This window comes from Flavobacterium sp. LM4 (genome assembly GCF_002017935.1).
In the GTDB taxonomy this organism is placed as follows: Bacteria; Bacteroidota; Bacteroidia; order Flavobacteriales; family Flavobacteriaceae; genus Flavobacterium; species Flavobacterium chungangense.
Map to the genome: position 1 here is coordinate 144,453 of NZ_MUFW01000006.1, position 17,856 is coordinate 162,308.

18 protein-coding genes are annotated in these 17,856 nt (G+C 35.2%); 14 read left to right on the top strand and 4 right to left on the bottom strand.

The window, feature by feature from the left end:
• The first annotated feature begins 12 nt into the window (after positions 1-12).
• The 7 genes from BXU10_RS23450 to BXU10_RS23475 all read left to right on the top strand — a co-directional run bounded on the left by BXU10_RS23450 (position 13) and on the right by BXU10_RS23475 (position 4,728).
• Positions 13-570, top strand: a complete 558-nt coding sequence (locus BXU10_RS23450; protein ID WP_223255549.1) for a helix-turn-helix domain-containing protein — start codon at positions 13-15, stop codon at positions 568-570.
• Positions 567-1,817 (top strand): site-specific integrase, encoded by a 1,251-nt coding sequence (locus BXU10_RS23455; protein WP_078229861.1) that lies wholly within the window; start codon positions 567-569, stop codon positions 1,815-1,817. The genes BXU10_RS23450 and BXU10_RS23455 overlap by 4 nt, the downstream gene beginning before the upstream one ends.
• A gap of 5 nt (positions 1,818-1,822) precedes the next feature.
• Positions 1,823-2,104 carry a hypothetical protein gene (locus tag BXU10_RS25455; protein WP_223255550.1) on the top strand — a complete coding sequence of 94 codons (282 nt, stop codon included), beginning with the start codon at positions 1,823-1,825 and terminating at the stop codon, positions 2,102-2,104.
• 35 nt (positions 2,105-2,139) lie between these two features.
• Positions 2,140-2,571 (top strand): hypothetical protein, encoded by a 432-nt coding sequence (locus BXU10_RS25460; RefSeq protein ID WP_223255551.1) that lies wholly within the window; start codon positions 2,140-2,142, stop codon positions 2,569-2,571.
• Positions 2,572-2,678: 107 nt separating this feature from the next.
• Entirely contained in the window at positions 2,679-3,020 is a 342-nt protein-coding gene (locus tag BXU10_RS23465; RefSeq protein WP_078229862.1) for a helix-turn-helix domain-containing protein, read from the top strand.
• Positions 3,021-3,492: 472 nt separating this feature from the next.
• Positions 3,493-3,930, top strand: a complete 438-nt coding sequence (locus tag BXU10_RS23470; protein WP_078229863.1) for a hypothetical protein — start codon at positions 3,493-3,495, stop codon at positions 3,928-3,930.
• A gap of 330 nt (positions 3,931-4,260) precedes the next feature.
• On the top strand, positions 4,261-4,728 hold the full coding sequence (locus BXU10_RS23475) for a hypothetical protein (RefSeq protein WP_078229864.1): 468 nt from the start codon (positions 4,261-4,263) through the stop codon (positions 4,726-4,728).
• A gap of 462 nt (positions 4,729-5,190) precedes the next feature.
• Here BXU10_RS23475 and BXU10_RS25100 read toward each other — a convergent pair whose 3' ends face one another.
• The gene (locus tag BXU10_RS25100; RefSeq protein WP_189328120.1) at positions 5,191-5,352 is read right to left on the bottom strand and encodes a hypothetical protein; all 162 of its coding nucleotides are present in this window, start codon (positions 5,350-5,352) and stop codon (positions 5,191-5,193) included.
• Between the two features lie 587 nt (positions 5,353-5,939).
• Here BXU10_RS25100 and BXU10_RS23485 point away from each other — a divergent pair.
• The 7 genes from BXU10_RS23485 (at position 5,940) to BXU10_RS23515 (ending at position 13,452) form a co-directional block, all read left to right on the top strand.
• Positions 5,940-6,455, top strand: a complete 516-nt coding sequence (locus BXU10_RS23485) for a hypothetical protein (protein ID WP_078229865.1) — start codon at positions 5,940-5,942, stop codon at positions 6,453-6,455.
• A gap of 244 nt (positions 6,456-6,699) precedes the next feature.
• The gene (locus tag BXU10_RS23490; protein WP_189328121.1) at positions 6,700-7,359 is read left to right on the top strand and encodes a BON domain-containing protein; all 660 of its coding nucleotides are present in this window, start codon (positions 6,700-6,702) and stop codon (positions 7,357-7,359) included.
• Between the two features lie 235 nt (positions 7,360-7,594).
• The gene (locus BXU10_RS25830; RefSeq protein WP_223255561.1) at positions 7,595-7,789 is read left to right on the top strand and encodes a hypothetical protein; all 195 of its coding nucleotides are present in this window, start codon (positions 7,595-7,597) and stop codon (positions 7,787-7,789) included.
• A 160-nt stretch (positions 7,790-7,949) separates the two neighbouring features.
• Positions 7,950-11,321 carry a CheR family methyltransferase gene (locus BXU10_RS23500; RefSeq protein WP_078229868.1) on the top strand — a complete coding sequence of 1,124 codons (3,372 nt, stop codon included), beginning with the start codon at positions 7,950-7,952 and terminating at the stop codon, positions 11,319-11,321.
• Between the two features lie 56 nt (positions 11,322-11,377).
• Positions 11,378-11,863: a hypothetical protein gene (locus BXU10_RS23505; RefSeq protein WP_078229869.1), complete on the top strand. Its 486-nt coding sequence runs from the start codon at positions 11,378-11,380 to the stop codon at positions 11,861-11,863.
• On the top strand, positions 11,860-12,681 hold the full coding sequence (locus BXU10_RS23510) for a DUF6544 family protein (protein WP_078229870.1): 822 nt from the start codon (positions 11,860-11,862) through the stop codon (positions 12,679-12,681). Before BXU10_RS23505 ends, BXU10_RS23510 begins: the two co-directional genes overlap by 4 nt.
• A 27-nt stretch (positions 12,682-12,708) precedes the next feature.
• The gene (locus BXU10_RS23515; protein ID WP_078229871.1) at positions 12,709-13,452 is read left to right on the top strand and encodes a YoaK family protein; all 744 of its coding nucleotides are present in this window, start codon (positions 12,709-12,711) and stop codon (positions 13,450-13,452) included.
• 5 nt (positions 13,453-13,457) lie between these two features.
• Here the strand turns inward: BXU10_RS23515 and BXU10_RS23520 are convergent, their stop codons facing one another.
• Genes BXU10_RS23520 through BXU10_RS23530 form a run of 3 tightly spaced genes read right to left on the bottom strand, consistent with a single transcriptional unit; the run spans position 13,458 to position 17,827 of the window.
• A complete protein-coding gene (locus BXU10_RS23520; RefSeq protein WP_078229872.1) occupies positions 13,458-14,495 on the bottom strand; it encodes an AI-2E family transporter in 1,038 nt (345 codons plus the stop codon).
• Positions 14,492-17,002 carry a cation-translocating P-type ATPase gene (locus BXU10_RS23525; RefSeq protein ID WP_078229873.1) on the bottom strand — a complete coding sequence of 837 codons (2,511 nt, stop codon included), beginning with the start codon at positions 17,000-17,002 and terminating at the stop codon, positions 14,492-14,494. The genes BXU10_RS23520 and BXU10_RS23525 overlap by 4 nt, the downstream gene beginning before the upstream one ends.
• 15 nt (positions 17,003-17,017) lie before the next feature.
• Positions 17,018-17,827, bottom strand: a complete 810-nt coding sequence (locus tag BXU10_RS23530) for a universal stress protein (protein WP_078229874.1) — start codon at positions 17,825-17,827, stop codon at positions 17,018-17,020.
• Between the last annotated feature and the right edge of the window lie 29 nt (positions 17,828-17,856).

The following is a 17,856-nucleotide window of genomic DNA, read 5'->3' on the forward strand; positions in this document are numbered from 1 at the left end:
TGGGAGACAAAGATGATGAAACGAATAAATAAACAATGTCTTAACTGCGGGGAGGAATTTCTTCCTAAAACCGTAGCTTCTGTTTACTGCTCACATATATGCAGTAAAAAAGCATACAAACAGAAGATGAGGCGGCTTAAAATTGAAGATCAGGTCAAGGCGCTGGCAGATAAAATACCCCAGAGCAGGGCTTTTATTTCTGTTCCTGAAGCTTGCATGCTTTTTGGCATTGCCAAAAGAACCCTCTACAGACTTGTCGAACAAGGAAAAATTCCGTCGGTTAATCTCGGAACCCGCCTTGTAAGGATAGACCGCAGCGTCATGGAAGGGATGTTCGGCCCTGCCCGCAGCCTGCCGCAGCCTGAAAGCGCACCGAAAAAAAAATTATACAGCCTTGAAAAAGAAGACTGCTATTCCATCGGTGAAATAGCTCAGAGATTTCAGATATCAGAAGGTTCTGTCTACAATCATATCAGGAAATATTCAATCCCAACCAGACAGATCGGAAAGCATGTATATGCCCCCAAAACGGAAATTGATAATTTGTATAACGGAAATGATTTTATATGAAACAATTAGCAAAAACCAAGGTGACCGTGCGTCTTCGAAAAGCAGAAGACCGAAAGGAATGGTATGTCTACATAGAAAGCTATCCTGTTGAGGTTTCCGGAAAGAAAACGCCCCAAAGAATCCGAGAATATTTAAACAGATCCATAACAACAGTGGAGTGGGACAAGAAAAGAACTGCCCGCACAGATGCAGAGGGCATAAAATCCTACAAACCCAGACGCAGCGATAACGGAATTATAATGTGCAGAAGCGAGAGCGACCGTGAAATAATGCTCTATGCTGACGCAGTGCGTAAAATCCGGCAGAAAGAATACGATAATACAGATCTGTACAGTGATGCTGAGAACCTATTGGCTCAGCAGAAAGAAAAAGGGAAAGAGGATTTTATTAAATACATTGCTGCTACGGCGGCTAAAAGACACGCCCGAAGTTCAAAATCTATTCAGATCAATTGGCAGCGGACCAGAGAATTTTTAAAAAGCTATTCCAAAGGCAGTCTTATATTTTCCCAGATTGACAGCAGAATGGCTGAAGATTTTAAACTGTTTCTGCTGGCTGCGCCGCTCGGAGGAGGCAAAAAAGGAACCATTTCCCGCAACACTGCGGGAACGTATTTTTCCATATTTAAAGCCGCTTTGAAACAGGCTTTTATTGATGGATATTTAACCGTTGATTTATCTTCAAAAATAAGAGGCATACCTGAGCAGGAATCAAGACGCGAATATCTTACCATTGAAGAATTGAATGCATTGGCCCAAACGCCCTGCGAAAAAGATGTCCTTAAAAGAGCCGCGCTTTTCTCGGCGCTTACAGGTCTGAGGCATTCCGACATTCAGAAACTCCGCTGGAAAGAGATAAGTCTGGAAGACGGCAGGGCTAAGCTGCATTTCACGCAGAAAAAGACAAAGGGTGTGGAATACATGCCTATTTCCCAGCAGGCTTTAGATCTCTGCGGAGAACCGAGGCTTCCCGGACAGCTTGTCTTTGAGGATCTGCCTGACCCGTCGTGGATTTCACGCCCTCTGAAAAAATGGGTTGAATCGGCAGGGATTAAAAAAAATATTACCTTCCACTGCTTCCGCCATACATTTGCAACACTGCAGCTGTTGAGCGGGACAGACATTTATACGGTCAGCAAAATGCTGGGGCATACCAACGTAAAAACTACTGAAATCTACGCTAAAGTAATAGATGAGAAGAAAAACAGAGCTTCGCAGGCAATACAATTGGAATCTTTAAAGAAATAAGCGCAATGAAAATTAAATACTTTGAATATATCACAGTTTACCTGTCTGTTTTTTTAGTCTGCGTTTTTGTTGGCATAATCGGAAGAATGGTGCTGCTGGAAAAAGGTGCTGATGAATATACAGCCGGGTTTTTTTTCTGGATTAGTACTGGATTTGGAATTTTAATGTTTGCAATTCTAAGTTTATTTCTTAACGATTTGGCTGAGAGATTACTGAATCGTTTTTTGAAGGCAAAAAAAATGAATCACCTGAAAGCCGGATTCCAGGTGAAGACCTTGAAAAAATAGAAAAGGAGCCACAGGATGCTTTAATTAAGCCCGAAATGCCTGAAAATAAAAATGCAGCCATCGATATTCAGCAGTTAAGGGAGCAGCAGCAAAATACAATCAAAAATCAAAAACAGGCCAGAATTGATACTGCCATCCGTTATGCACAGCAGGAGTTCGCACTGTACTTGCCGGATGATGATTTGAAGCAATTGGGCAGGAATATAATCATATATGCTGAAGGCATAAATTTTGAAAAGATTAAACCGGTAAAAGTTAAAGATCTGTCCAATCTCGATCTGTATCATTTTGGCTGGAATATCTGGAATTGTTTTAAAGTCACCAGACAGGACGGAGCCGCACGATTTTTAAAGCTGACTTTTGCTGACGCTTTAAAAGATGTTGAAGAGAAAAGCATTAAAACGCATCTCAAAGATGATGAACAGAAAGGGCTTATAAAGATTATGGAAGATTTTACCGATTTTTAAATGCCAATAACTATAAAGCACTGTGTTTTTCAAGTGTTTTTGCTGTGAAGAAGGACACAGCAGAAACACTTTTTTCATTTGCATCATAACTGTTAAAAACGATAGCTATGGACACAAACGAAATCTCTTTTGAGAACCTGCCCAAAGCAGTAGCACACTTAGTGAAAGAAATTGCCGAGATTAAACTTATGATTCAGAATGTACAGGTGTATGAATCGAAAGAAAAAAGTATTCCTATTGGCATTGAAGAAGCAAGCCGGCTAATAGGGAAAGCAAAGCCTACAATTTACGCTCTTGTAAGGCAGAGAAAAATTCCGTGCTATAAATATGGTAAAAAGCTGTATTTTTTTGAAGAAGAACTTTTAGACTGGATTTCTAAAGGGAAAAAGAAAACAATACAGGAAATCGAATCAGAAGTATTGAAGTATAATCATAATCGAAATAAATAGAGGGATAACAGCCAGCAGGAATACTTATATCACTCTAGTAGATCATCAAAAAGCATTTAATACAAAGCGATATGTTATCTGTAAATGAATTTGAGCAAAAAAAATCCTGAAAAATCTAAATTTTTCAGGATTTTACTTTTTATAGTGACAGGACCAGGACAAATTTCTATAAATTTTATGGAGGATTTGAAAAGATTGGCGTACTATATCTAGTATCTGTCTTTCATTGGCTTTGTAAATTTGGTTTGGATTTCCTGTTGGGGATTATATGTTGTATATCACATATTAATTTGATAAATATCATTTTCGTAGACGTCTTTTTAATCTAATTTTATTTAGGAAATAATCCTGTATGTTTTCAAGTCTTTGCAAGGTTTGGGCCTTATAATTAATTTTATGATGAACCTAAAATCTTCGGCTATAAATAGCATTTCAACACTATGTTTACAGAAATAACTAAACAAATAAACAAATGAAAAAAAAGTTAAGTATGCTTGTTGTCACGGCTATACTTTTATACTCTTGCCAGCAAAAGGATTGGACAGGTTCAAATGAAAATGGTATCGAGACAGATTCATCTGAAATCTCTGGTATCAGTGACAGGATGGTTAGAAAGTGGTTTTTAATGAATAGGGAATCAGACAGTATAATGGCTTTGGCACAACAGACTATTCAGCAGAAGAGAACGGAAGTGGAATCTCATCCACCAGATGAGCGCGAGTACATTAATTCATGTATTGGTGAAGCTCAACAGCATCTTGATGAATTGAAGAAAAAAGTAAAATATATTAGAGGGTTTGCAATTCATATTGAAAAATATGATCCAGCTCTACAGCATACAATTGACTCATTAAAAGAAGATTATTTTCAGGAGAAATATAAGTTAGAAGATGCATTAAAAAAAATCTGATAATATATAAAGATGTAATGAAGTTAAAAGCAACAGTTGATGATTACGGTTACTATCTACTATATTTATTTTGAACTCTGGGTTTTAATTTTTTGATTGTTTAACCGGTCATTTTTTTTATCTATGTTTTTAAGAGTATCCGACAGCATCTCTTTAATCAATAACATTCATTTTGATAGTTTATAATTCCAAAGAAAATTACTTTAAAATACTTTAAGTTTTCAAAGGATAGTTAATAGCATGATTCTAAATGTCGTTGAAGATTTTTTTAAGTATTAAATTAAAGTAAGTTATCACTATTAATGTAAAATTTTTAAATAAACATCTATTATGAATCAGGCACACTATCACTTACTGCTCAATCACTTTCCGATTATTGTTCCATTTATTGGTTTATTGATTATAATCGGAGGATTTATTCTCAAATCTGAAATTTTAAAAAGAGCTGCTTACTGTATTTTCATATTAGGAGCACTTTTTACAATTCCTGCCCTGTCTACTGGTGAAGGTGCTGAAAAAGTAATGGAACATATTGAGGGTATCTCCAAAAGTTTGATACATGAACATGAAGAAAAGGCAGAAGTTTTTGCAATATTATCTTATGTTTTAGGTGTCGTTTCTATATTGGCTTTGTGGAGTAATTGGAAGAAAAAAACATATGCGCCATTTACTTTATATCTTGCAATTATCTTGAGTTTGGTAGTTTTATATTTTGCAGCGCAGACAGGTGTGACTGGTGGAGAAATCAGACACAGTGAAATCAGGTCAAATAATTTAAGTATTGAAAATGATAAATAATTTTATTTTATAAAGTCAAATCATGTATACGATAAATACGCAGCTGACTTATTTTAAATACGACCTTGATTCTAAGAAATTAATTGTAAATATTAAATGGTTCAAACTTCACAAATTCACTAATTTAAATTTGCAGGACTTTCTTTTAATATATCTGATCTTGAGGAATTTAAAGAGTTTATTAATCAAAAAAGGCTTAATTTTCCGGGTTATTATTTTGTTGAGGAAACTAAAAAAGAAGGGTTTGATCTCCTTGGCACAAATGATTTTTCTCAAAACTCCTTGCCGTCCTATCTTATTTTATCAAAAAATAAAGAACTCAATAATCAAATTTATCAAGCGATGAACATTACGCTAATGGATGAAAATTATGAATTTATTATTGACTATAATTTGGATTTTGATGTAATAGGGAAAATTGAAATTTATAAACAAGTGAAAGAACTGAAAATAAATTAATATTTAGGTACTTGGGTGAACGCAGCTTTTCCAGTACTCAAGTATAGTATTAATCATTGATTTTGTTTTATGATAACCATCTTCTTTTCTGAAAAAACCTTGAATACTAAGTGTCGTGTAAGCTTCTTCAATTGTATTTTGCGTTGCTGCGGTAGAATAAAACACGAAAGGTATACTTTTTTTCAGAACCGGGTCAGCATCTATAAGGCGCAGATAAATGAATAGTGATAAGAATCATTTTAAGCAGTGACAGCAGTCATTTCTAAAGCCATACTTATCAATGAGATTTGTGTAATAATTTAAATTATTTGTAATAAGTCTGAAACTTTATCTTACTAAGGACCATGTTGAAATTTGGATGTGTAAAACTAAAAAATAGTAACGTATGAATTACTCAAAGAAAAGAGATTCTATAAAAAAAATGTAATTAATCTATAATTTATAAAACAAATACATTATGCACTACGAAAACTATTCTTGGGGAATGAATTTTATATGCTAGATTATATAGTTAGTACTTTTGTTTTGGATATTTGCTGTTCCTTATAATATACCTGGACAGAGAAATTTAAAAGATACACTACTTGATATTTTGAAAAAAAGTTATGCCAGCGGAAAGATTGATATAAAGGAATTTAATGAAAAGAAAGAGATACTGGAACAAACATTAAGCACCAGATTAAAATCCTGTTAGAAAAATAACTTTCGAACAGGATTTTTTGCAGACTTTAAAAACTTTAGATTACTTTATAATGGAAAAAGACCTCAGATATTTAGAATTTCTTGCCCTAAATTCTAAAGAAGTTATTGAAAAACAAGTCGATTCGTATCGTCAGCAGCATTCATATGCAGGTACCATTATTGGTTTTACAGTATTGTTTATTCCTTTTTTTTTAAATAGTTTAGAAGGAGCCAATGAAAGTATCCAGTTAATTACGATTATCCCAATTGTCTGTTTTATCAGTTCTATACTTTTAATGCTTAGTATTTTCAGAAGCAAAACATTGGATCAGGCTTTATCTGTAACAAAGTATGAGGCGTTACTAAAGAAGTCATATGAGGAGATCCTGCTTTATGAGATTGAAGCAAACAAGGTCTCTTACATCAAAAATAATCGGGCGACGTTAAAAGCTAGTAAAAGGTACATGCAGGGCGTGGGCTTAACAACTTTTGCCATTCTTATCGCTATTATTCTTCTTTTAATAAATTCATTTATTTCTATGGAAAAAGCACCTACCAAGGTACAAGTTATAAATACAACTAAGTAATGATTTCAGTTCATAATTGCAATAATATTTAATCATAAATTCCAATTTAAACTTATTGATCATAATAGTATAATTTGGATATCACTTCAATATATTAAATGTTTCTTGTCACTTTTTGTATTGACAGGAATCATTTTTTTATGGTCCTGTTTGTCTCAATTTTGCTTATTGATATAGTCATTAGTATACTTTTAAAAATTAGTATACAGATGCTTAATCTTGAAAAACACTAATGAAAAATCTAATGAAAAAAAGTAATGATGTTTTATGCAAAGAAGTCATGGAAGCTATAAAATGGGAACCTATTTTACAATCTAGTAAGATACAGGTTAGTGTGCAGGATGGGATTGTAACTCTGGCAGGAACTGTAGATAATTATAATCAAAAAAAAGAAGCTGAACACGCTATTAAGAACATATCAGGGATTAAGACAGTTGTAGATGATGTAGTAGTAGATCTTTCTGATTCGGCAATTAGAAATGACAAAGATCTAACCAGTTCAGTTATAAAAGCACTAAGCGAAAAATGGGTTATACCTAATCACACATTAAAAGTGACAGTCAAAGAGGGATGGGTTACCCTTGAGGGTGTTTTGCATTGGAATTTCCAGAGGCAGACTGCAGATAAAGCCATTCGTTATCTCGATGGTGTAAGGGGAGTGATTGATAAGATTAAGATTCAAGCTGAAATAGACAATGAGATAGAGAAAGAGATTATAGAGAATGCCCTTAAGCGCAGCTGGATACTTGATATCGGTAATATTAAAGTCAGGGTTGATGGCAAAACGATATTTCTCAGTGGCATTGTCAGTTCTATTTTTCAGAAGGAAGAAGCAGAAAGGATTGCCTGGGATACAAAGGGAGTATGGCAAGTCAATAATGAACTTTTTGTAGAACTAGACTGATTTTTAATGTTTAAATAATAATAAAGCACTTAACGTTTATTAAAGCGTACATTTATAGAATTAATGGATCAAAAAGCTAATACACGTGTTTTACTCACTGATGACGATCAGGATGACAGGGATTTTTTGCTGATGCAGTTCAGGATATTGATCTTAATTTTCCGGTTGAATTTTGTAAAAATGGTTTGGAGCTTTTAAAGCGTCTTTATGACAGCACTCTTTTATCCCTGATATCATTTTTTTAGATCTAAATATGCCCGTAATGTCAGGTTTCGAAACCTTGCAGCAAATTAGGGATGATATTTTATTTAAGCATATTCCGGTAATCGCCATATATTCCACTTCAGTATCTCTGAAGACGGGGTTAAAAAGACCTTTGGACTGGGTGCCAATGCCTATGTCGTTAAACCAACTGATTTTAATGATTTGAAGAAATTAGTAAAAAAGGTAATTCAAATGGATTGGAAAGAAAGGTTGAAACATTCGAAATTTGAATCCTTTATTATTGCGCTTTAGGATTGAAATAATTCTGTACTTAAATGCCTATTCTTTGAGGGCAAAATCTTTACAACAAAATTAAATTACAAGTCATGCATCATAAAAAAAATATTCTGCCCAAGGCTACACGCCAGGACTTTCCCATTGTCGGCATTGGAGCTTCGGCAGGAGGGCTTGAGGCTTTTACCCAGTTTATAGATGCTATTCCAGATGACTCTCAGATGGCCTATGTCATTGTACAGCACTTACACCCATCGCATGACAGTATACTTACTGAGCTGCTTTCCCGTGTAGCCAGAATACCGATTATTGAAATTACTGATGATATACATTTGGCTCCCAATACTATTTATGTTATTCCGCAAAACAAAATACTTACCTCTTTTGATGGAGTACTAAAACTGAGTCCGCGAGTTAAGGACACAAAAAATCAGGCAATAGATATATTTTTTAATTCATTGGCCGAGGTTCATCTTAATCTGGCCTGCGGTGTACTGCTCTCTGGAAATGGATCTGACGGGACTATTGGCCTGAGATCGATCAAAGAACATGGAGGACTGACTTTTGCCCAGGATATTGATGCGTCTTACAATGAAATGCCGCAAAATGCAATTAATGCCGGAGTTGTCGATTATGTTTTATCACCAGTAAAAATTGTTGAGAAATTAATTGAGCTTTGTAAAGCAAAAGCGATTAATGGCGAAGATAATGGGCTTAATGATGAAGCAATATTTCATGAAATTATTAAAATTCTGCATCATCACAGCGGGGTAGATTTTGCCTATTACAAACAAACGACCATACGCCGACGTATTGCCAGAAGGATGGCATTAAAGAAAATCATTAATCTTAGGGATTACCTTAAAGTTTTGAGAGGTGATAAACTGGCCTCTGAAGATTTATTTAATGATCTGCTTATACCGGTAACGGAGTTTTTCAGGGATGTTAAAATTTTTCAGATCATGAAGGAAAAAGTTTTTCCTTTAATAGTAGGCAGGGTGCCGGAAGGTAATGCAGTACGTATTTGGATTGCAGGATGTTCTACCGGTGAAGAAGCGTACACTCTGGGGATTGCACTTCATGAATTTTTGGGAGAAAATCTCCAGGGAAAAGAAATCCAGATTTTTGCCTCGGATATTTCAGAAGTTGCTATTGCAAAGGCAAGGGCTGGTTTTTACAGAAAATCTCAAATGCGTAATGTTTCTGATGCTATGCTTTCCAAATATTTTACATCCAATACCAACGGTTATACTATTAAGAGACAAATTAGGGATTTATGTGTTTTTGCCGTTCATAATTTTCTAACAGATCCTCCTTTTGCCAGAATGGATTTAATTACCTGCCGCAATGTTTTTATTTATATGGATGCATTTTTACAGAAAAAATCTTTGAGTACTTTTCATTATGCCTTAAAAGAAAATGGTTTTTTACTTTTAGGAAAATCAGAAACTGCCATTCCCGCCGATGAACTTTTTCAGTCCTTTGATAAAGGGGGAAAAATTTATACAAGAAAAGAGGTTTCAGCAAGATCAGCGTATTCTCGCTGGGGAACTGGAGGCGCCGACAAATTGAAAAGTTTTAAATCACAACTTCCAAAAAAAGAAATCGTAAAAGAGGATTTTATAAAAAGCGCAGAATCAATTTTGCTTTCCAATTACAGACCAGCTAGTGTCATCGTAAATGAACAGGTGGATATTTTACATATTATTGGAGATATTACTGAATTTATCAAATTTTCTCAGGGCAAACCCACCTTTAGTTTACTCAAAATGGTTCGCGAAGGATTGGCTTTTGAACTACGGAATACCCTGCACAAATCTAAAGAAACTGGATCTCTTGTAAAAAAAGAAGGTATACAGGTTAAAAATAAAGAAATTATAAACGAAGTTACAATTGAGGTACAGCCACTGCCTGATACTTCAGAGCCCCACTTTCTAATAGTGTTTTATAAAAGCAACACGATCCAGTCAGAAATATTCCCAAACAATATGACGGCTGAAGAAATCCGAAATGATATCAATTTAAAAAGGATTGCACAGCTTGAAAAAGAATTGGAAAAAATACATAATGATGTAAATGCCATCAGTGAAGAACAGGAAGCATCCAACGAAGAACTGCAGAGCGCCAATGAAGAATTACTGAGCGGAAGCGAGGAACTGCAAAGCCTGAATGAAGAACTGGAAACTTCCAAAGAAGAACTGCAGTCCAGCAATGAGGAACTATCGCAGATCAATCAGGAGCTTTTACGTAAACAACAGGAAATTAGTACAGCAAAAAATTATACCGAAGCTATTGTAGCCACACTAAGGGAGCCGATCGTGGTTCTGGATAACAGACTTATTATAAAAAACATCAACAGGGCATTTTCTAAAAAATATAATATCACTAAAGAAGAAGCGTCAGGCAGGCCTATATATGAAATCCAAAATCATCTTTTCGATGATATTCAAATGCGCTCCATGCTGGAAAAAGTACTTCAGCAAAAAACGCAGCTTGATGATTACGAGATGTTAGCCAATCTTTTGCCATACGGGGAAAGTATCCTGCTTCTAAATGCCAGACAAGTCACTTACGAAGACAGTAAAAAACAATTAATCCTGCTCGCTATTGAAGATATTACAGAACGCAGGAACATTGAAAAGAGCTTGAAGATATTAACTGAGGGCTTAGAGGTTAAAGTTCAGGAGCGAACGGTAGATCTGCTCACAGCCAATAAAGAACTGCAGGAATTTGTTAAAAATCTTCATACTGCCAATGATCAATTACAGGAATATGCTTATGTGGCCAGTCATGACCTGCAGGAACCGCTTCGTAAAATATTAATGTTTATCAGCAGGCTCTTAGGAATGGAGGAAAAAATTTCTGATCCGGCTCTTTTACTGCTGGAAAAAATAAGCCAATCATCCATTAGGATGAATACACTTATTAAAGATTTGCTGGCGTATTCCTATCTGGCTAATCCAGACACGCAATTTACAGCAACTGATTTGAATGTAGTTATCGACAATATTTTAATTGATTTTGAGCTGCTGATTCAGGAACGCAATTTTAAAATAAAAGTCGGTCATTTGCCCGTTATCAAAGCTATTCCGCTGCAAATGAATCAGCTTTTTTATAATTTAATCAGTAACGCTGTTAAGTTTTACAAAAAAGACGATTCAATTTCTAAAATAGAGATAAGTTCCAAAAATCTGACTTTAAAACAAGTTAAAACTTATAGCGATCTGGATGCAGGTTTAGCTTATTGCGAAATCATTATTAAAGATAACGGCATAGGCTTTAATCAGCAATATGAAAATAAGATTTTTACTATTTTTCAAAGGCTTCACAATAATGAAGTATATATTGGCACAGGGATTGGGCTGTCGATAGGAAAAAAAATTGTAGAAAATCATAAGGGAATTATTTTTTCTAAAGCCCAAGAAAATATTGGCGCGGAATTTCATATCATATTGCCAATTTAGCTCTGTTTGGCTCATAATAGCAGTAATTATAATAAACCGTTAAACCCAATAGCGTGATGAAAAAAGAAGGTCAAAAAATACATCATGCACTTCTCTCATTTTTGGGAATTACCGCTATGATTGGAGGTGGTGCATTAATTATTTCACCATCGGGAAAACTACTTGGAGGATTGCCGTTATCTATTTTAGAAAACTCACCATTCCCTGATTTTCTGATTCCCGGTATTATTCTGTTTGTCGTTTTAGGTTTTTTACCACTTCTCATTGCAGTGGCTTTAATTAAGAGACCTTTTATCGCGTTTGCAGAACATTTCAATCTTTTTAAAGACATGTACTGGGCCTGGACTTATAGTATTTATATCGCTTTTGCGCTCATTATTTGGATACAGGTGGAAACCTTTTTTGTACAGGGTGTTGGTTGGCTGCAGATGTTTTATATGCTCTATGCCATTGTGATGCTTATTGTTGCGTTATTGCCGCATACAAGAAATAATTACGCAAAAACCTTCACCTGCCAACCTAACAAAAATTGCAAACAATGATACTTTTACTAATCATTATTGGTGTATTACTGCTGGTGATACTTCTGGGAAAAATAACAATGTATTTAAAATTTAAAAAACAGGTGAAAGCATTATATGCAAATGCATTGAATGTATCTGATAAAATTTATACCTCGAGTCAGTTAGATGGCTTGTCCATACCAGTACAGCGTTATTTTAAATATGTATTAAAAGACGGAATGCCGTATATAAGTTCAGTTAGATTAAGGCATAAGGGTTTATTCAAAACCAACTTTAAAAGTGGGTTCATCAATATCACGGGCAAGCAATATTTTTCTGTTCAAAAACCGCAATTTATATGGAAGGGCTCAACGCTGATCTTTACAGCAAGGGATAGTTTCATCGACGGCAAAGGAAATTTAAAAGTTTCATTATTCAATCTTTTTACAGTGGTTGACGGCAAAGGCAGCGAAATTAATGAAGGCGAAATGCAGCGCTGGATAGCCGAAAGCGTTTGGTTTCCAACAAATTTACTTCCTTCAGAGAATATAACATGGACCGAAATAGATGAAAATTCTGCGAAATTATCATTCCGATACAAAGAAATCTCATTTGATTTTATCGTTACATTCAATGTTTTGGGTGAAATTCTTTCCATTGAAACCCTTCGGTTCATGACCGATCAAAAGAGAGAACCATGGCTTTGCAGAATGGCCAATTATAAAGAGATAAATGGTGTGAAAATTCCTTTTTCAGCAGAAGCAGTCTGGAAATTGAAAACAGGAGATTTCAGTTATGCAAAGTTTAAAGTCACAGCAATACAATACAACCAAAACATTCCTAAAAGAATATTATAGATCAATAATTACAGAATACCAATAACAATGTTCAAACATCAGGGAAATAAAAGAAACATAAGGCATAATCTTAAAATAGCTTCTTTACTATCGTTTGTGGCCGGACTTGTAAATGTCGCTGGTTTTCTGGCGGTTCAAAAACTCACGACCAATGTTACAGGACATTTTGCTTTTTTTGTAGATGAGATTTTCAAACTTAATTTTAGACAGGGCTTTATATACTTTTTATATATTTTTTTCTTTTTCCTGGGCTCTTTCTTCTCCAGTCTGCTTGTAGAGTTTCTTTTGCGAAGAAATGAAAAATACAGTTATGTAATTCCAACAGCAATTGAAAGTGCTATTTTATTTGGTATCGCAGTTTTTGGAGGCAATTTAATTATACATAACCCTGATTTTATAGCCTATACATTACTCTTTGCCATGGGGCTGCAAAATTCTCTGGTAACAAAAATTTCCAGCGCCACAGTGCGAACAACACACTTAACAGGGCTTTTTACAGATCTTGGAATCGAGTTATCGCAATTGTTTTTTTATCCCGAAGAACTCTTTCGAAAAAAACTGTATGTATCGATAAAATTGCGAATGACCATTATTAGTTTTTTCTTTTTTGGCGGCATTATTGGCGGCATTTTTTATTCCAATATGGGATTGCATGTTTTACTCATAGGGGTTTTTGCTTTGCTTTTAGGACTTTTGTATGATAGCATTCGCTTTAATGCTGTTTTACTCGAAAGGAAGTACAGGCACCTGATAAAATTTAAAAGCAAATAATTTTATCATGGAACTACAGGCTTTATGGTACCAATTAAAAATCCGTATGGTTTTAAGGTGGGTATATGATCACAGATAATCTTGAGCAGTGCCGTAAGTGGAATTGCCAAAACAAGTCCAGGTATTCCCCAGAGCAATTCTCCAAGCACCAATGTAATAATAGTAAAAAGAGGATTTATTTTTACTTGCGGTCCCATAATCAAAGGTTCAAAGAACCAGGTTTGAACAAGTTGTATGATCCCATAACTCAATACAATTCCGGCAAGCATTAGAGGGTGTACACCACTTATGGCAGCAAAAATAACGGTCAGAGCAGTTCCTGTAATATTGCCTATATAGGGAATGATTTCAAGCAAACCACATAATACCGCAAAGAAAATCGCATTTTCAATTCCTATGATGCTAAAGGCAATGCCATACATAATCCAAAGAAGACCAATCATCTTGGAGAGGCCTATTAAATATTGATAGGAAATATGTGCAGCGCTGTAGAGTATATTTTTCATTTCTGACTTTTGCGCTTCGGGTGTAATTTTCAATAGAAAACTTTTGATATGATCTCTGTAAAGCAGTAAAAAAACAAAATAGGCCATCACCAGAATAAAGGTCGTGAAACAATAAGCGAAAGACCCGAAAATAGCCTGCAGGATATTAGAGTAGGAGGGTTGTTCATTTTTTAGGATTTCAAATTGCTCGTCAATTGAAATGTTTAAATGATTGAAAATGTATTTCTGCAGATGAGTTCCCGATTCAATGGCCTGTTGCTTAATAATAGCTAAATCTGCTAAAAGTTCCGAAATTTTTAAGCCTAAAACAGCAATCAGAATAAAAATTACCGATATGAAGGTTAGAAGACAAAGGAATATGGCAATACTTCTGGTCATTTTTTTGCTTTCCAACCATTTGCACAAAGGCAGAAATAAGGTAGCTAAAATACCACCGATGCAAAGAGGCATCAGCAGATCTTTAGCAAAATAGAGTCCTGTAAAAATTAAAAATAGTACAAGCAGCTTTTTTATAATTGAATTGAGTGACAGGGTCATGGTTTAAATTCTTTAAAATTTCGTTTCCATACTTTTACTAATTCATACCAGATAACAGACAGAAAACCTACTCCAATCGCCATGCACAGTGAAAGTAGATCAAGACGTTCAAATGAAAAGAATGCTGCAAAAGGTTTAATGTAAAGAAGCATTCCGGTGATGAAAATAGTAATACTTATAATTAATGGAACCAAATTATTTTTGTAGCGCAAAGTGGTAAAAATGGAATAATAAAAAGAGCGGTTCATTAATGTTAAAAAGATATTAGCCGTTACCAGTACAATAAAAACCATAGTACGCGTATGCTGTTCGTCATAACCGTTATAGATAGAGTATTGATAAGTAAATAATGTACCAATAGTGATTACCAATCCCTGAATAATGCTGGTGGAGAGTTCCCTCCAATTGAAAAATGTTGAAGTGAAAGGTCGTGGCTGCTGTGCCATGGTATTTTTTTCCATTGGCTCATTTTCATACACAATCGAGCAGGTGGGCCCCATCACCAATTCTAAAAAAATAATATGAATAGGAGAAAATATATTTGGATATCGCCAGCCCAGTGCCAGTGGTATAAAAACCGTAAATATGATCGGTATATGAATCGAAATAATAAACTGAATTGATTTTTTGATGTTGGCATAAATCTTTCTTCCCATCGCTATGGCGTGCACCATTTTTGAGAGATCATCATTGATGAGGATAAGTGAAGCTGCCTGCTTGGCAATTTCAGTTCCTTTTTTGCCCATTGCAATTCCGATATGAGCGGCTTTTAGGGCCGGCCCGTCATTTACGCCATCACCGGTCATGGCCACAATTTCCTTATTTGATTTCAGGGCATCTATTATTTTGAGTTTAGCCTCAGGAAACATTCGGGTAAATAAAGTAGTATCCCTTACGCATTTTTTGAGTTCTTTCTTGGTAAGTTTCATAAGTTCATCTCCGGAAATGCTTTTATCATATCCCTTAAAACCGATCTGCTTTGCGATGGATGAAGTAGTCAGGGTATTGTCACCGGTAATAATCTTTACGTCTATTCCTGCTTTATAAAAATGCTGTAAAACGAGTTTGATATTCTTTTTTGGAGGATCATAAAAGGCTAATAGTCCAATAAATTCGAATTTAAATTCCTGTTGCGTTTTAGGATAATGCTCAGAAGTCTCATGTGTTTCACCCACTGCCAGAACACGGTAACCTTCGTGTGATAGTTCCTGAATTGCTTTTATAATTATTTTTTTCTGATCGGCAGTAAGTGCAGATATTTCCATTAATGCTTCTGCGCCTCCCTTAGCGGCAATGATTTTTTTACCTGATTTATTTTCAAAAACGTGCGTCATCATGGGCGGTTTTCCTGACAAAGGATACTCATGTACCAGTTTGAAATCAGGTCTCTGATCTTTTTCAGTAATTTTTGTATACGTTTCATGAAGGGCAATTTCCATCGGGTCAAACGCAATGGGTTCGCTTGCCCACATGGATAGGGTAATTAACTTTTTTTCATCCTCAGATAAAGTGCCCTCCAAATCGGTAATTTTCTCTGATTTTAAAGAAAAAATCTTAGCCAGGTTCATTTTGTTTTCGGTAATAGTGCCTGTCTTGTCAATACAAATCACAGTGGCACTCCCTAATGTTTCGACGGTTTTCATTTGTTTGACAATGATCCCTTCTTTCATCATCCGCCAGGCGCCAATGGCCATAAAGGTGGTAAAAGCGATCGGGATTTCTTCCGGCAGGATGCTCATAGCCAGGGTAAGGGCTTTTAGTAAACTGTCGAATATCTTGAAGGAATGAAAATAGTTGATTCCCCATACAATCAAAAAAACGATGGCTCCGGCAATAGCCATTTTTTTTACAAAATTACCAATCTGAACCTCCAGAGGTGTTTTCTCTTCTTTTATTCCCTCAAGGCTTTTGCCTATTTTACCCAGTTTGGTTTCGCTGCCAATGGCAGTGACCGTTGCAATGGCGAGGCCGCCTACAACAGTCGTTCCTTGATAAATAACATTTTCTTTCGCTTCTTTGTCTTTATTGACAGCCATGGATTCTCCGGTAAGGATCGATTCATTTACAGAAAAATCATTAGACTTTAAAATGATTCCATCGGCAGCAATTAAAACGCCCTCTTCTACCAAAAGACTGTCACCAATAACAATTTCCTCTGTTTTTATTTCTACAGCATCGCCATTTCTTATGACTTTGCATTTGGGTTTGGTAAAGTTTTTTAAAAGTTCCAAAGCATTTCGGCTTCGGGCATTCTGGTAAGACGAAATTGCTGCAATCAAAACTATTGCTGAGGTTAAAAAGAAACCATCAGCCGTTTTTCCGCTAATAAAATAAATACTTGATGCAACGAACAAAAGAATCATCATCGGTTCCTTGATCATTCGGATCATCGCAGCGGTATAACGGTTCTTTTTTTTATAGGAAGATATGTTCTGTCCATGTTTTTTCCTAGCCGTAAGTACTTGTGCAGTGGTTAATCCAGCTGTATTGAATTTGTTTGTATTCATTATTAAAGTGTTTTTTTACTTTCTAAAAACAAGTATAGGAGTATGAGTGTCAAAACCAAATTCCTTGGTTTTACTCGAAAGAAAGTGACGTTCAAACCAGTCACGGTTTTGTTTGGTAAACATGACAACGATTGAGGGTCTTATTGTTCTGATATCTATTTCCAAATGGTTGAGTAAGGAATATTCAATATTTAATTTTTTAAAATTAAAAGAGACTTTATCCGACTTGTAGTTTTGGGCTATTTTATTAAAATCTTCCTTGAAATCACCCTGATCTAATAACTCATCGTAATGATACACTGCAATAGCTGCAGCAAACAGAGCTGCGAATTTTTTAACAAAGGGCAGTTCAACACCTAGTTTAGCAAGATCTGAGGCATACAATAAAAGATTGATGGGTTTCATGCGATACGTGTAGGGTACCACAATAATTGGAGTAGGGGAAGTGGTAATCAATTTTGAAGCGGTAGTGCCTATCAATTGATTAAATATCCCGGGACCTGATGTATTGATGCAAATATAATCAGCATTCCATTTTTGTGCATAAGCTATAATGGCCTTTTCCACGTGGTTATGGTTCTCGGTTACAAATTCTGCCTTTCCAACTTCTTTTTTGGTTGTTTTGTAAATGGATAGTATGAATTTTTTTAGTTTATATGTTTGCGTAGTTTTTTTATAATAATTGTCAATATTATCTTCAAGCTGTTTTGTATTTACGCTATAGAATAGGAGTTCACAGGGAGTCTGAGAAGCAAATTGGATGGCAAATCTTATCCCTGCTCTTGATATATTGGAGAAGTCTGTGGTAACGAGTAATTTTTTCATGGTAATTTATTTTTAAAACTACAATATTT

What these genes read in the sequence shown, in the direction of transcription:
- BXU10_RS23485 (WP_078229865.1), top strand. Translation starts at nt 5,940, where the DNA reads ATGGAAAAAGACCTCAGATATTTAGAATTTCTTGCCCTAAATTCTAAA.
- BXU10_RS25455 (WP_223255550.1), top strand. Translation starts at nt 1,823, where the DNA reads ATGAAAATTAAATACTTTGAATATATCACAGTTTACCTGTCTGTTTTT.
- BXU10_RS23505 (WP_078229869.1), top strand. Translation starts at nt 11,378, where the DNA reads ATGAAAAAAGAAGGTCAAAAAATACATCATGCACTTCTCTCATTTTTG.
- BXU10_RS23510 (WP_078229870.1), top strand. Translation starts at nt 11,860, where the DNA reads ATGATACTTTTACTAATCATTATTGGTGTATTACTGCTGGTGATACTT.
- BXU10_RS23525 (WP_078229873.1), bottom strand. Translation starts at nt 17,002, where the DNA reads ATGAATACAAACAAATTCAATACAGCTGGATTAACCACTGCACAAGTA.
- BXU10_RS23455 (WP_078229861.1), top strand. Translation starts at nt 567, where the DNA reads ATGAAACAATTAGCAAAAACCAAGGTGACCGTGCGTCTTCGAAAAGCA.
- BXU10_RS25460 (WP_223255551.1), top strand. Translation starts at nt 2,140, where the DNA reads ATGCCTGAAAATAAAAATGCAGCCATCGATATTCAGCAGTTAAGGGAG.
- BXU10_RS23470 (WP_078229863.1), top strand. Translation starts at nt 3,493, where the DNA reads ATGAAAAAAAAGTTAAGTATGCTTGTTGTCACGGCTATACTTTTATAC.
- BXU10_RS23520 (WP_078229872.1), bottom strand. Translation starts at nt 14,495, where the DNA reads ATGACCCTGTCACTCAATTCAATTATAAAAAAGCTGCTTGTACTATTT.
- BXU10_RS23530 (WP_078229874.1), bottom strand. Translation starts at nt 17,827, where the DNA reads ATGAAAAAATTACTCGTTACCACAGACTTCTCCAATATATCAAGAGCA.
- BXU10_RS23475 (WP_078229864.1), top strand. Translation starts at nt 4,261, where the DNA reads ATGAATCAGGCACACTATCACTTACTGCTCAATCACTTTCCGATTATT.
- BXU10_RS23465 (WP_078229862.1), top strand. Translation starts at nt 2,679, where the DNA reads ATGGACACAAACGAAATCTCTTTTGAGAACCTGCCCAAAGCAGTAGCA.
- BXU10_RS23515 (WP_078229871.1), top strand. Translation starts at nt 12,709, where the DNA reads ATGTTCAAACATCAGGGAAATAAAAGAAACATAAGGCATAATCTTAAA.
- BXU10_RS23500 (WP_078229868.1), top strand. Translation starts at nt 7,950, where the DNA reads ATGCATCATAAAAAAAATATTCTGCCCAAGGCTACACGCCAGGACTTT.
- BXU10_RS23490 (WP_189328121.1), top strand. Translation starts at nt 6,700, where the DNA reads ATGAAAAAAAGTAATGATGTTTTATGCAAAGAAGTCATGGAAGCTATA.
- BXU10_RS23450 (WP_223255549.1), top strand. Translation starts at nt 13, where the DNA reads ATGATGAAACGAATAAATAAACAATGTCTTAACTGCGGGGAGGAATTT.